Origin of the sequence: Allokutzneria sp. A3M-2-11 16, from assembly GCF_024213555.1 — a bacterium.
Lineage (GTDB): Bacteria > Actinomycetota > Actinomycetes > Mycobacteriales > Pseudonocardiaceae > Allokutzneria.
The window spans coordinates 1019183-1032425 of record NZ_JANAVO010000001.1; the positions used below are offsets into that span (position 1 = coordinate 1019183).

Here is a 13243-nt window from a genome sequence, read left to right on the forward strand (position 1 = left end):
GTCAGGCGGAGAGGCGGTCGGCGGCAGCGGCCACGCGTTCGTCCGTGGCGGTGAGGGCCACTCGAACGTGCTTGGCGCCGTTCGGACCGTAGAAGGTGCCCGGAGCGACGAGGATGCCGCGCTCCGCGAGCCAGGCGACCGTCGCCCACGCGTCCTCGTCCCTGGTCGCCCAGAGATAGAGACCGGCGTCCGAGTGCTCCACACGGAAACCGTTGCTCTGCAAGGCGTCCAGCAGGACCTTGCGTCGTCCTGCATAGCGGTCCCGTTGCGCCGCAACGTGTTTATCGTCGTTCAGCGCCGCGGTCATCGCCGCCTGCACGGGCCGGGGCATCATCATGCCCGCGTGCCTCCGCGCCTCCAGCAACCGCTTGACCAGCACCGGGTCCCCGGTGACGAACCCGGCCCGGTATCCGGCCAGGCTGGAGGTCTTGGACAGCGAGTGCGCCGCGACGATGTCCGCAAGGTCGCCGCCGTGCACCTCCGGTGCCAGCACCGACGCCGGACGGGCCGTCCACGGCAGGTCCAGGTAGCACTCGTCGGAGGCGATGAACGCGCCGACCTCGCGGGCCGCGCGGACCAGCTCGGCGAGCGCCTCCGCGGAGAGCACTCGGCCCGTCGGGTTGGACGGGGAGTTCAGCCACAGCAGGGTGGTGCCCGCCGGGGGCAGCTCGCCGTGACCCAGCCGGACCACCTCGGCCCCGGCCAGCCGGGCGCCGACCTCGTAGGTCGGGTAGGCCAGCTCGGGGATCGCGACGACGTCGCCGGGGCGGACGCCGAGCAGCGTCGGCAGCCACGCCACCAGCTCCTTGGAGCCGATGGTCGGCAGCACCGCGTCGTGGTGGAGACCGGTGATGCCGTGCCGCCGCTCCAGCGCGCCGAGCACCGCGGCCCGCAGCGCGGGGGTGCCGTGCGTCAGCGGGTAGCCGGGCACGTCGGCGACGGAGCTCAGCGCCGTGGAGATGACCGGGGCGACCGGGTCGACGGGCGTGCCGACCGAGAGGTCGACGATGCCGCCGGGGTGCGCGCCCGCGGTGGCCTTGGGGCCCGCGAGCGCGTCCCAGGGGAAGTCGGGCAGGTCAGGACCGCCCCGGAGCGCCGATGCCGGGCCGATCAATGCTCCGACGCCTGCGGCGGCAGCGCGGCGACCATCTTGTCGTCGGAGTTGATCTTGCCGACCTTGGAGGCGCCGCCCGGCGAGCCGAGCTCGTTGAAGAAGTCGACGTTCGCCCTGGTGTAGTCGGCCCACTGCTCCGGGACGTCGTCCTCGTAGTAGATGGCCTCGACGGGGCAGACCGGCTCGCACGCACCGCAGTCGACGCACTCGTCGGGGTGGATGTAGAGCATCCGATCACCCTCGTAGATGCAGTCGACGGGGCATTCCTCGATGCATGCCTTGTCCAGCACGTCGACGCAGGGTAGGGCGATCACGTAGGTCACAGCGGTCTCCTGCTCCTTGTCAGTTCGGTCGCGCGGTTCGGGAGCACGCGACCCCTCAAGTATCCCCCGGGGACCATGAAGAGTGTCACCCGGTGCCGCTTCTCACAAAGAAGTCGCATGCGATCCCGCCAGGTGAACATCGAGGATGCGTGGGTGCGCCACGACGACGAAGCACTCGAACAGTTGTGCGCCCGTGCTTGGCCCGCGGTGGCCGAACTGCGCATCGGTGGTTGGCGCGCTCGCACCGCGGGTGGCTTCACCGGCCGCGCCAACTCCACGCTGCTGCTCGGTTCCCCGGACATGCCCGTGCCGGACGCTCTCGCGAAGGCCGCCGCGTTTGCCAGGGAGCACGGCCAGCCGCCCCGGGCGCACGTGATCACCGGCAGCCGTTGGGAGCCTTCACTGGTCGCGGCGGGGTGGCGCCTGGAGGTGGAGTACGCCGGGATGCCGTCTTTGGTGCAGGTAGGCCCTTTGGACGCACTCGTGGCTCCGCATCGCGCCGAAGTCCGCTCGACTCCCTGGGACGCGTGGTGGCCGCTGATCGTCGGCCGCGCCGCACCAACTCCGGCTGAGCACCACGTGCTGACGTCCGCCGATGCCGTCGGCTATGGCGCGGTGACCGTGGACGGTTCCGTGCTGGCCGTCGTGCGAGGCGCGGTCGTGGAGGACTACCTGCACTTCGCCCGCCTCACCGTGCACCCCGACGCCAGGCGCCGCGGCCTGGCTCGCGACCTGCTCGCCGGACTGGCCACATGGGCCCAATCCCTTGGCGCACAACGCTATGTACTCCAAGTGTCCGAGAACAACGCCCCCGCCATCCGCCTCTACCAAACCCTGGGCGCCCACATCCACCACGGCTACTGCTATTGGATCCCGAGCTAAGATGCCCTCATACGCCCCGTCCTCCGCGCCCACTCATCGCAGGCCGACGTGGTCCAAACCAATCCCGTTTCGTACTCATAGCGGGAAAGAGAGCGCTCCCAAATCCCAACAAGAGTACGAAACGGGAAACAGCGCTGGGAGTTAGGCGTGGGCTGGAGGGGTGCCCAGGACTCCGCCGAGGACTACGGCGCCGGGGAGGGCGCCCACGGCGAGCAGTGCGAGGGCGCGCCAGTCGTTGGTGAGCATCAGGTCGCCGCCGGGACCGGCGATGCCGATACCGATCACGGTGGCGAGCCAGAGCAGCAGCGGGGCGCCCGCGATCGACATCCGCGTTGACAGTCCCGCCGCCAGCTTGACCAGCAGGGGCATGGTCAGCCCGGCGGCCAGCACCGAGACGGGCAGTGGCCAGTTCCCGTCGACGCCGACGCCGGGCGCGAGGTCGCGCACCCGCAACGGCAGGAACGCCAGCTCGGCCACGGCCAGCAGGACCGCGTCGATGAGCAGGACCACGAAGAACAGTCGGTCTCCGGCAGAGCGCACTAGCGTCCGGCCCCTCCCTGCGCAGTGTCCTGAACGGCGGAGACGCCGAACAGGTCAGTCTCGGCGCCTTCGGCACTGCCCTTGGCCAGCACGTAGTACTCCGTGGTGACCAGCGGCTGGGCGATGCCGTTGGACAGCGCGTATGCCGCCGTCCCGTCGCCAGCCTGCCAGACCTGCACCTGGGTCGCGTGCGCGCGCAGCGCACCGAGCTTGGCCGTGAGGTTCTCGGAGAAGTCCACGGTGGTGGTGATCTCGGCGTCCTCGGTCACCGGCAGCTCCCCGGGCGCGGGCAGCCGGAACGGCAGGCCGTCGGCGTCGGCGAGCGCCGCGACCCCGGCCTCGGTGGCCGCGCGGGAGGTCACCGCGTAGAACACCCGGTCGACCTCGGGGACCCGCTCGGTGGCGGCCATGGTGACCTGGTGCGCGCGGATGTGGTCGGGGTGGCCGTAGCCGCCGTTGGGGTCGTAGGTGACCACGACCTGCGGCCGCAGTTCGCGCAGCACCGCCTCCAACGTCGCGACCTGCTCCTCGAAGTCACCGTTGACGAAGGCCCTGGGGTGGGCGTTCGCCGCGGTGTCGACCATGCCGGAGTCGCGCCAGCGGCCGGGGCCGCCGAGGAAGCGGTGGTCGGCGATGCCGAGCGCGCCGCAGGCGGAGCGGAGCTCACCGACCCGGTAGCCCCCGAGCTGGTCGGCCGCGTCGGGGCCGAGCCCGCGCAGGCCCTCCGGGATGACCTCACCCTCTTCGCCGAGGGTGCAGGTGATCACGGTGACGTGCACGCCGTGTGCCGCGTAACGCGCGATCGTGCCGCCGGTCCAGAGACTTTCGTCGTCCGGGTGCGCATGGACCAGCAGCAGCCGGGGTGGAGCCGTCAGTGTCACCGGATCAGCCTAGTGGCGGGGTTGTCAACGCTTCGCACCGTGGTCACCCCCGGTCGAGGGGAATATTCGCCCCCATGGCTGGATCGGGTCCTCTTTGCAGGTGAATGCCTAGATCCCGAAGATCGAATGCGCCCGGTCGTTCATACTCCCCCACCCTTGCGCGCCCACCCATCCGAAGATCGACATGACGCACAGCGACCGGACGCACGAGCGCCCCCTACGAAAGCAGGGGGCGCTTGTGCGTGCGTGGTGCGAGGACTACACGACTTCCTTCACCTCGGCGAAGTGGCAGGCGGAGAGCGTGCCGCCGGCCCGGTGCTCCAGCTTCGGCTCCTCGACCGCGCAGATGTCCTGAGCCTTCCAGCAGCGCGTGCGGAACCGGCAGCCCGAAGGCGGGTTGACCGGGCTCGGCACGTCACCGGTGAGCACGATCCGCTGGCGCTGCCGCTCGGCCTGCGGGTCCGGCAGCGGCACCGCGGACAGCAGCGCCTGGGTGTACGGGTGCGTCGGCTGGGAGTAGATGTGCTCCCGCGCGCCGATCTCCACGATCTTGCCCAGGTACATCACCGCGACCCGGTGCGAGATGTGCCGCACCACCGACAGGTCGTGCGCGACGAACAGGTACGCCAGCCCGAACCGCTCCTGCAGCTCCTCCAGCAGGTTCACCACACCGGCCTGCACCGAGACGTCCAGCGCGGACACCGGCTCGTCCAGCACCACCAGCTTGGGGTTGAGCGCCAGCGCGCGGGCGATGCCGATGCGCTGCCGCTGCCCGCCGGAGAACTCGTGCGCGTAGCGGTTGCGGTGCTCCGGGTTGAGCCCGACCAGCTCCAGCAGCTCGTCGACCCGGCCCTGGACGTCGCCGTCGAAGCCGTGGATCTGGAACGGCTCGGAGACGATGTCGTTGATCGACCACCTCGGGTTCAGCGAGGCGTAGGGGTCCTGGAACACGATCTGCATGTCCCGGCGGACCGGCCGCAGCTGCTTGGTGGTCAGCGAGGTCAGCTCGCGCCCCTCGAACTTCACCGAGCCCGAGGTGGGCTTGTGCAGCTGGAGGATCGCCCGCCCGGTGGTGGACTTGCCGCAGCCGGACTCGCCGACCAGGCCGAGGGTCTCCCGCGCGGCCAGGTCGAAGGTCAGCCCGGAGACCGCCTGCACCTGCCCGACGGTGCGCGGGATGACCCCGCCACCGCGGATCGGGAAGGACTTCACCAGGTCCTTGACCTGGAGCAGCGGTTCCGTCGCCGGGCCGCCGTCGAGCGCGCCCTGCGCGGCGGAATCAGTGTGGACGCTCATGAGGTCTTCTCCTCCTCAGCCGCGATGCGGGCCTCCACCGTCGCCAGGTCCTCGGCGACGGGCAGGCTCGGGTCGGCCTCGGTCAGCGCGGCGGGGTTCTCCACCGTGCCGATCTCGCTGTGCGCGAACAACTTCTTCGGGTCCGGGTGCTCGGCCAGCTGCTCCCAGCGGATGCAGCGGGCGGAGTGCCCGTTGCTGCCGACCCGCAGCAGCGACGGCTCCGCCGACGTGCAGTCGTCGATCGCCAGCGGGCACCTCGGGCTGAACGCGCAGCCCGGCGGCAGGTTCATCAGCGAGGGCGGCGCGCCCTTGATCGGGGTGAGCCGCTGGCCGAGGAGCCCCGCGTGCGGGATCGAGCCGAGCAGCCCCACGGTGTAGGGCATCCTCGGCGCCTCGAAGACGTCGTTGACCGGGCCGGACTCCACCACGGTCCCGCCGTACATCACCTGGACCCGGTCCACCATGCCCGCGACGACACCGAGGTCGTGGGTGATCATCATGATCGCGGCGCCGGTCAGGTCGCGGATCTGCAGCAGCGTCTCCAGCACCTGGGCCTGCACCGTCACGTCCAGCGCGGTGGTCGGCTCGTCGGCGATGATCAGCTCCGGGTCGTTGATGATCGCCATCGCGATCATCGCCCGCTGCCGCATACCGCCGGAGAACTCGTGCGGGTACTGCTTGGCCCGCCGGTCCGGCTGCGGGATGCCGACCTGCTCCAGCGCGGCGATGGCCTTGTCCCACGCGGTCTTCTTCGGCACCGCGTGGTGCGCCCGGTAGGCCTCGGCCAGCTGCCAGCCCACGGTGTAGACCGGGTTCAGCGAGGTCATCGGGTCCTGGAAGATCATCGCGATGTCGTTGCCGCGGATCTTCTCCAGCGCGCGGCCCTTCAACCCGACGATCTCGGTGCCCTTGAACGTGATCGAGCCGGAGATCCTCGCGGTCTTGGGCAGCAGTCCCATGATCGCCGAGGAGGAGACGGACTTGCCCGAGCCGGACTCGCCGACGATGCCGAGCACCTCGCCGCGCTCCAGCTCGAAGGACACGCCGCGGACCGCGTGCACGACGCCGTCCTCGGTCGGGAAGTCCACGCCGAGACCGTCGACGGTGAGCAGTTTCTCGGAAGTGGTCATCAGGCACGCACCTTCGTCTGCCTCGGGTCGAACGCGTCGCGCAGACCGTCGCCGATGAAGTTGATCGTCAACGAGATCAGCACGATCACCACGAACGGCGCGTAGAACAGCCACGGCCGGTCCTGGAACTGCGAGTAGTTCTCGATGATGATCAGGCCGAGCGAGGTGTCCGGCGGCTTCACGCCGAGGCCGATGAACGACAGCGCGGCCTCCGACAGCACCGCCGTCGCCACCGCGAGGGTGGCGTTGACCGTGATGATGCCGGTCAGGTTCGGCAGGATGTGCTTGAAGATGATCCGGCTGTTGCTCGCGCCGAGCGCCTTGGCCGCCTCGATGAACTCCCGTTCGGACAGCGACAGCGTCTGGCCGCGGTTGATCCGGGCCACCTGCATCCAGCTGAACAGGCCGAGCACGATGGCCACGGTGAACCAGCTGGACGGGAAGGCGCGCGCGGCGATGGCGACCAGGGCCAGCTGCGGCACGATCAGGAACAGGTCGACCAGCCGCATGACGAACGTGTCGACGGCTCCGCGCAGGAACCCGGCGACCGCGCCGAGGACCACGCCGATGATCGTCGCCATGAACGCCACGACCAGCGCGATCAGCAGCGAGTACTGGGTGCCCTGGAAGATCAGGGCGAGCATGTCCTTGCCGATCTGGCTGGTGCCCAGCGGGTGTTCGGCGCTCGGCGGGGCGAAGGACGAGCCACCGGTGTAGGTGACGTCGTACTTCCAGAACGCCGCGCCGACGACCGCGCCGAGGGTGAGCAGCACGAGGACGATGAGGCTGACCATGGCCAGGCGGTGCCGGGTGAAGCGCCGCAGGATGGTCTGCCACTGCTTGCGGGCACCGGTGCCGAACTCGTAGCTCGACGAGGCCGCGCCCGCGGCGGGCGTCTCGGTGATCTGTGGATTAGCCAAGGCGGATCCTCGGGTCCAGGATGCCGTAGAGGATGTCGGCAACGAGGTTGAAGACGACGACGAGGATGGCGGTGATCATCAGCCATCCCATCAGCATCGGCGGGTCGAACTGCTGGACCGCGCTGACCAGCAGCTTGCCCATGCCGTTCCAGCCGAAGACCGTCTCGGTGATGATGGCGCCGCTGAACACCGCGCCGATGTTGAGCGCGGCCAGGGTGGTCACCGGGATCAGCGCGTTGCGGAAGGCGTGCCGGAAGATCACCCGCATCGGGCGCAGGCCCTTGGCGTGGGCGGTGCGCACGTAGTCCGAGCTCAGCGTCTCCAGCATGGCCGCGCGCTGGAACCGGCTGTACGCGGCGAAGCTGATCGCGCCGAGGGCGATGGTCGGCAGCAGGAAGGTTCCCGTGTAGCGCCAGACCTGGTCGAACACGTCACCCTTGAAGCCGCCGACGGGTGGGCCCGCGGTGGTCAGCCACCTGTCCATGCCCATACCGGTCAGCACGTTGTTGAACTGGATGCCGTAGGTCTTGACCACGATCGCGACGCAGAACACCGGCATCGAGAACATCACGAACGCCGTGGACGTCGCGAGGTAGTCGAAGATGGAGTACTGCTTCACGGCCGCGAGCACACCGACGGCGATGCCCAGCGTGACCGCCAGGACCTCGGCGCCGAGCACCAGTTTGAACGTGGTGCCGAAGGCCGTGGTGACCCGGTCGAAGACATCGGCCCGCGCCTGGCCCAGCGCGACGCTGGTCCCCCAGTCGCCGGACAAAAATGAGGTGAGCCAGTCCCAGTAACGTGCCAGGATCGGCTTGTCGAGCCCGAGTTCGATTGCCAGGTTCTGGACGTCCGCCTCGGTGCTGCCGGGACGGCCGCGCAGTTCGGCCAGGGGGTCACCTGCCGAGGCGACCATGAGATAGGCGAGGAAAGATCCGATGCCGAGGATCGGGATCGAGACCAGTAGTCGCCGAATGATGTAGCGGACCACGTTGTCTTCCTTGGTGGGAGCGAGTTCGGGGCGAACACACCGCTTGTGGCGGCTCCGGGACGCCGTTCCGCAAGACGCGCAGCGCGACCATACTCGTTGGTAACCCGATTACGGCCGGATCGACAAAGCTTCGAATGCGAAGCGGGCCGGAACCAGGTGAAGTCCCGACCCGCTTCGAGTTCTCTACATCGTTCTACTGCGGAACCGCGAGGTCAGGAGACCTCCCACTCCCACGCGTTCCAGGTGGAACCGTTGCGCGAGTGGTAGCCGACGTTGGTCACGTTGTCGTTGAACGAGATCAGGTTGGCCAGCGAGAACAGCGGCAGCGAGGCGTAGTCATCGGCCATCGCCTTGTTCGCACGCTGCAGCGCGGCGTCACGAACGGACTCGTCGAACTCGGTGTCGACCTTCGGCATCTCCGCGTCGACGTTCTTGTTCGAGTAGCCCTGCCAGTTCTGGCCGCCACCGGTGATGTAGATCGGCTTCTTCTCCGCCTTGAACGGCGAGCCGACCCAGGCGAACAGCGCCACGTCGTAGTCGCCGTTGCTCACCCGCTCGTCGAGGAAGTTCGGGTCGGTGTCGTCCTCGATCTGGATACCGGCCTGACGGCAGGAGGACTGGATCAGCTCCACGGTCTGCTTGCGGCGCGGGATGTCGGTGTGGCTGATCTTGAAGGCCGCCTTCTGGCCGCCCTTCGCGTAGATGCCGTCCGCACCCTTGGCCCAACCAGCGGCCTCCAGCGTCTTGCCCGCCTTCGCCGGGTCCGCGGGCATGACCGCGGAGAAGTCGTCCTTGTAACCGGCCTCTTCCGCCATGAACAGCAGGCTGCCCAGCGGCTTGGCGGTCGGGTCGACGCCCTTGACCAGCTTGTCGACGATCTCGTTGCGGTTGACGCACTCCGCGAACGCCTGCCGGAACGCCTTGTCCTGGAACAGCGGGCGCTTGAAGTTCAGGTCCAGGTGCTCGAACGTCGCGCCCGGCTTGGCGGAGAACTTCACGCCCTGGGAGGACAACTCGCGCAGCTGACCGGCCAGCACCGGCTCGGCCTGCGGGGCGATGATGTTCATCTCGCCGTTCTGCAGCGCCTGCTTCTGCGCGGTCGGGTCGGAGATGCTCTTCATCGTGACGGCCTCGGGACCGGCCGGGTTGCCGCCCCACTTGTCGTTGCGCACGACGCGCACGTACTGGCCCTGCTGCCAGGAGTCGAACTTGAACGGGCCCGACGCCGGCATGAGCTCCTTCTTGAACCCGTTCCAGCCGGTGTTCCAGAAGGTGGCGACCTTCTCCACGTCCGGCGAGGTCGGGGTCACCTTGGTGACGTCCGCGACGCCGGTCTCCTTCTCCAGGATGTGCGCGGGGAGCATCGAGGCCTTGTCGAAGATGCCCTTGTAGTCCGCGTACGGCTGGCTGTACGTGGTGACGAAGGTCAGGTCGTCCTTGCACTCCGGGGTGATGTACTCGTACCCGTTGGTGCCGGCCGGGGTGAAGTAGGTGGACTTGCCGTCCGGCTTCTTCGCCTTACCGCTCTGCGAGAGCCAGGCCAGGTAGAAGTCGTCGCAGTCCCAGGCGGCGCCGTCGGACCACTGCACGCCCTTCTTGATCTTGTACGTGATGACCTGCGGACTCTTCGAGGTCTCCTCGACGGCGTCCATCACATCGCCGTTCAGCAGAACCTTGTTGTTGATGTCGACGAAGAAGGGCTCCGTCAGCACCAGGTTCGCGATCAGCGTGTTGTTGAAGTTGTTGCCGTCCGCGGTCTGGTTGTTGAACGTGGTGTACGGGGCATCGTGACCGACGACGACTTCCTTGCCCGACTTCACCTTGGGCGCCTTGTAGATGCCGTCCGGCTGCGAACCCTTGGCAGCTGTCAGGACACCTCCGCCCTCGGTACCGCCGCCGTTACCGCCACCTCCGCCGCAGGCGCTCAGCGCGAGGACCCCAACGGTCATCACGGCGAGCGCGGAGACGGCTTTCGATCTCCTCATGGACACGAGCCCTCCTAGCGCTGGGACAACGCACAGCCGATCGGGGCCATGCTGACCCATCATCAAAGGACGCGCCTCTCACTGCCCTCGACCGGCGCGTCGGGTTGCACGCTAGGAACCCGACTCGGCGACGGTCATCCTCCACCCGCTGATCGTGACCAAAGGGTAACTCGGATCTCACAGAGAGTGACGAGTCGGTTACCGAACGGCAGAGTTCGTTTTCCGAACGGTAACTTACACAGATTTTCCATCGTCAGTACGTAATCTTCAACAAGGCATCCACCCATTCGAACTACAGGTCACAACACGTTCGGACCGGCCTGTGACGGCCACATGGACAGATGGTCACTGCTCCGGGTGGATGCGGTGACAGGTCGGACTAGCGGCTCGGACCGCCGGGCAGGCCCATATCCGACCACAGAGAGTGAGCTTCGGCGAGGTCCCGCGCGCCGTCCTCGCCACCGCGAACCTCGCCGAGAACGAGCAGCGATCGGGCGAGTTCGAGGCGCTGCGCGAAGCCCCGGTTCAGCTCAACCGCTTCCCGCGCACGGACCAGCGCCACCTCGTCCTCGCCCAGCGCAAGGTGCGCCTTCGCCATCATCACGAGCACACGGCCGAGACCACGCCGACATCCGGTCTGCTGCGCCAGTATCAGCGCCTCTGTCTCCTGCTTGCGATCGTTTGTCTCCCTGGCGACTGCTGAGACACGTCACTTCTCCGATGTACGAGCCGACCTGGCGCCACAGCACCAAAGATCGTTCGAAGTGCACCATCGCCTCCGGCCGTCTTGCCGACGCCGGGCGGGCCGGGCAGCAGCACCCTGTCCTCTTGGGACAACCGGCTCAGCAAGGCTGTGCGCCCGACGAATCCTGGCCATGCGCACTGTCCAACAAGGACTTCGACGGCACGTCCGCCAGCAGGTCGCCGCGCCACAGGCCGAGGGCTTCGGTGTACGCGCAGCATCGCGGTTTCCCTGTGCCGCCTCGTGAAGTCCTTGCCGGGCAAGGCGTTCGAAGTCCTCGACGTCGAGCGCGCCGGACGGGAGCCGGATGAGGAAGCCGTCGGGAACAGCACCGATCAGGTCTCGGTCGCCCAGCGACTTCCGCAGGCGGGTCACGTAGGTGTGCACCGTCCGCGTCGCGTTGGCGGGCGGATTCTCCGCCCAGAGAAAGCCGATCAGTTCGCCGGTCGGCACGACCCTGTTGGCGCGCAACAACAACGCTGCCAGGAGTACGCGCTGTTTGCCGAACGGATCGGAACTTCGGCCTCGTCGACCACGACCCGGAGCGGGCCGAGCACGCCGAAGCGGGCGCTCACTTCGTCGGAGGCGTCGGGGTCGTGCTGCTGGAGGTGGTGACAGGCACCCGTTTCCAGTCGGCCGCCTCGACGAACGGCCCGGCCAGCGGCGGTCCCGCCGTCACCCCGGACACCTCCGGCCGGGTCACCAGGGTGTCGCTGAGCTGGAACAACGGGATCGACACCGCCTGCTGCCAGAGCGCGGCCTCGATTCCGGGCAGCGCGTCGGCCAGGGGCATCGAGCCGGTCAGCGCACCGTCGATCACCGGTTGCAGCGCGCGGTCGCAGAAGCTCGCCGGGTTCGGCCGACCCGCCGGAACCGCCCCGTCGCCGTCGTTCTCGGTCCAGCAGCCGAAGTTCGAGGCCAGCACCGTCGCCGGGTCGTCGCCGAAGACCTGTGGCACCACCGCGATGTCCACGCCGCTGTCCACCGGAACACCTGGCTGCGGCGCCACGGGCGAGAGCATGTCGCCGTAGAGCTGGTCGCCGACCGAGGTGACCACGCGCGCCGGGATCGAGGCGCCCGCGAGCTGGCGCTGGAGCTGGTGGGCGACCATCACGTACGGCTCGTTCTCCGCGGGCGCGGCGATGATCAGGTTGAGCTGCTGGCCGTTGCGCATCCACGCGCCCGCCTGCTGCGCGTACCCGGCCTCGACCATCAACCGCTCGACCGCGGCCAGGTCCGGCTTGCCGCTGCCCGGAATGCCCGGGGGCATGGTCGGTTTGTAGCCGCGCTGCGAGGGCGCGTAGACGTGCGCGTCGGCGCGCAGCTGGGCGGACGGGCCACCGCCGGTACCGACGCCGATGAGCGCGTCGCGGTCGATCGCCGCCGCGACGGCGGCGCGAACCCGGGAGTCGGCGAGGCGAGCGCTCGCGGGACGCAGCAGCAACTGGAGCACGGTCGGCCGCGGCACCGTGGTCAGCGAGACGGTCTTGCCGAGCTCCTTCAGCGACTCCATCGCGATCTGGTCCGGGCGCAGCAACGACATCTGGTCGTTCCCGTTGCGCAGCGCCGAGACCAGGCCGTTGTGGTCGCTCTTGCGGAGCACGATGCGGTCGAGCACCGCGGGCTGGTCCCAGTAGCGGTCGTTGCGTTCGAGGACGACCTCACCGCGGTCGACGTCGACGCTCTTCAGCGTGAACGGGCCGCCGGAGGCCGGGAAGCTGCTGTCCATCGCGCCGAGCCAGCCGCCGGGAGCGTCCTTGAGCAGGTGCGCGGGCAGGAGGTTGGCGAACAGGGAACGCCACCCCGGGTAGGGCTTGCGGAAGGCGACCTCGACGGTCTTGCCGCTGTCCCGGGAGGCGACACCGGAGATCAACCGGTAGCCCGCCGCGTTGACCACGCCCGGCGCGGTGCGCATCTGCTGCCAGAGGTAGTCGAAGTCCTCGGCCGCGATCGGCGCGCCGTCGGACCAGGAGGCGTCGCGGCGCAGCGTGTAGGTGACCGTGAACGGCTCGGTCTTGGTGACCTGGGCGGAGCTGGCGATCGTGCGGTCCAGCACCGGTGTGCCGTCCGGGCCGGGCCGGTGCACCGAGGGCAGCAGCAGCGCGCCCAGGGTGCTGGTCAGCGCGGACTGGTCGGCCAGGGCGTGCGGGTTGAACCCGCGGTTGAGGGTGTCGATCCCGACGACGACCTCGGTCAGGTTCGGCGTCTTCGACGGCGTGATGGTCGGGGTGGAGGTCACCAGCTGGGGCGGCGGCAGGTCGGTGCACGCGGTGGCCGCGGTCAGGGCCGCGCACAGCAAGGCGAGCAGCCGCCTCGATCTACCCGGTCTCTTCTCCCCTGGGGAGCCCACGCGGCACACCTCCCATGGCTCGTGTCATGAACCGGCATCCCCGCAGCCGTTGTCCCGGCCATGTCAGAAGGACATGTCGCACACGAGGT

13 protein-coding genes are annotated in these 13243 nt (G+C 68.8%); 1 reads left to right on the forward strand and 12 read right to left on the reverse strand.

Annotated elements, in window-relative coordinates:
- Position 1: 1 nt before the first annotated feature.
- Together dapC and fdxA are read right to left on the reverse strand one after the other, a co-directional pair.
- Positions 2-1114, reverse strand: a complete 1113-nt coding sequence (gene dapC, locus NLX83_RS05095; protein ID WP_256562986.1) for a succinyldiaminopimelate transaminase — start codon at positions 1112-1114, stop codon at positions 2-4.
- A complete protein-coding gene (gene fdxA / locus NLX83_RS05100; RefSeq protein WP_254233703.1) occupies positions 1111-1437 on the reverse strand; it encodes a ferredoxin in 327 nt (108 codons plus the stop codon). The genes dapC and fdxA overlap by 4 nt, the downstream gene beginning before the upstream one ends.
- A gap of 117 nt (positions 1438-1554) precedes the next feature.
- Here fdxA and NLX83_RS05105 point away from each other — a divergent pair, with 117 nt between their 5' ends.
- Positions 1555-2319 (forward strand): GNAT family N-acetyltransferase, encoded by a 765-nt coding sequence (locus NLX83_RS05105; protein WP_254233704.1) that lies wholly within the window; start codon positions 1555-1557, stop codon positions 2317-2319.
- Between the two features lie 141 nt (positions 2320-2460).
- Here the strand turns inward: NLX83_RS05105 and NLX83_RS05110 are convergent, their stop codons facing one another.
- From NLX83_RS05110 to NLX83_RS05150, 10 genes are all read right to left on the reverse strand, one after another.
- Entirely contained in the window at positions 2461-2859 is a 399-nt protein-coding gene (locus NLX83_RS05110; protein WP_254233705.1) for a hypothetical protein, read from the reverse strand.
- Positions 2859-3740: an N-acetyl-1-D-myo-inositol-2-amino-2-deoxy-alpha-D-glucopyranoside deacetylase gene (mshB, locus tag NLX83_RS05115; RefSeq protein ID WP_254233706.1), complete on the reverse strand. Its 882-nt coding sequence runs from the start codon at positions 3738-3740 to the stop codon at positions 2859-2861. Before mshB ends, NLX83_RS05110 begins: the two co-directional genes overlap by 1 nt.
- Before the next feature lie 258 nt (positions 3741-3998).
- Positions 3999-5036, reverse strand: coding sequence for an ABC transporter ATP-binding protein (locus NLX83_RS05120; protein WP_254233707.1), 1038 nt, complete (start codon positions 5034-5036; stop codon positions 3999-4001).
- Positions 5033-6166, reverse strand: coding sequence for an ABC transporter ATP-binding protein (locus tag NLX83_RS05125; protein ID WP_254233708.1), 1134 nt, complete (start codon positions 6164-6166; stop codon positions 5033-5035). The genes NLX83_RS05120 and NLX83_RS05125 overlap by 4 nt, the downstream gene beginning before the upstream one ends.
- Entirely contained in the window at positions 6166-7086 is a 921-nt protein-coding gene (locus NLX83_RS05130) for an ABC transporter permease (protein WP_254233709.1), read from the reverse strand. Before NLX83_RS05130 ends, NLX83_RS05125 begins: the two co-directional genes overlap by 1 nt.
- Positions 7079-8077, reverse strand: a complete 999-nt coding sequence (locus NLX83_RS05135) for an ABC transporter permease (RefSeq protein ID WP_254233710.1) — start codon at positions 8075-8077, stop codon at positions 7079-7081. Before NLX83_RS05135 ends, NLX83_RS05130 begins: the two co-directional genes overlap by 8 nt.
- Before the next feature lie 212 nt (positions 8078-8289).
- Positions 8290-10062, reverse strand: coding sequence for an ABC transporter family substrate-binding protein (locus NLX83_RS05140; protein WP_254233711.1), 1773 nt, complete (start codon positions 10060-10062; stop codon positions 8290-8292).
- Positions 10063-10441: 379 nt separating this feature from the next.
- Positions 10442-10672, reverse strand: a complete 231-nt coding sequence (locus tag NLX83_RS05145; protein ID WP_254233712.1) for a hypothetical protein — start codon at positions 10670-10672, stop codon at positions 10442-10444.
- Between the two features lie 99 nt (positions 10673-10771).
- Entirely contained in the window at positions 10772-11422 is a 651-nt protein-coding gene (locus NLX83_RS42215; RefSeq protein ID WP_374118759.1) for an AfsR/SARP family transcriptional regulator, read from the reverse strand.
- Positions 11376-13154: an ABC transporter family substrate-binding protein gene (locus tag NLX83_RS05150; RefSeq protein ID WP_254233713.1), complete on the reverse strand. Its 1779-nt coding sequence runs from the start codon at positions 13152-13154 to the stop codon at positions 11376-11378. The genes NLX83_RS42215 and NLX83_RS05150 overlap by 47 nt, the downstream gene beginning before the upstream one ends.
- Between the last annotated feature and the right edge of the window lie 89 nt (positions 13155-13243).

Bases quoted from the DNA above. Each gene is read 5' to 3' on its own strand.
- NLX83_RS05105 (WP_254233704.1), top strand. From the start codon at position 1,555: ATGCGATCCCGCCAGGTGAACATCGAGGATGCGTGGGTGCGCCACGAC.
- NLX83_RS05120 (WP_254233707.1), bottom strand. From the start codon at position 5,036: ATGAGCGTCCACACTGATTCCGCCGCGCAGGGCGCGCTCGACGGCGGC.
- NLX83_RS05125 (WP_254233708.1), bottom strand. From the start codon at position 6,166: ATGACCACTTCCGAGAAACTGCTCACCGTCGACGGTCTCGGCGTGGAC.
- NLX83_RS05140 (WP_254233711.1), bottom strand. From the start codon at position 10,062: ATGAGGAGATCGAAAGCCGTCTCCGCGCTCGCCGTGATGACCGTTGGG.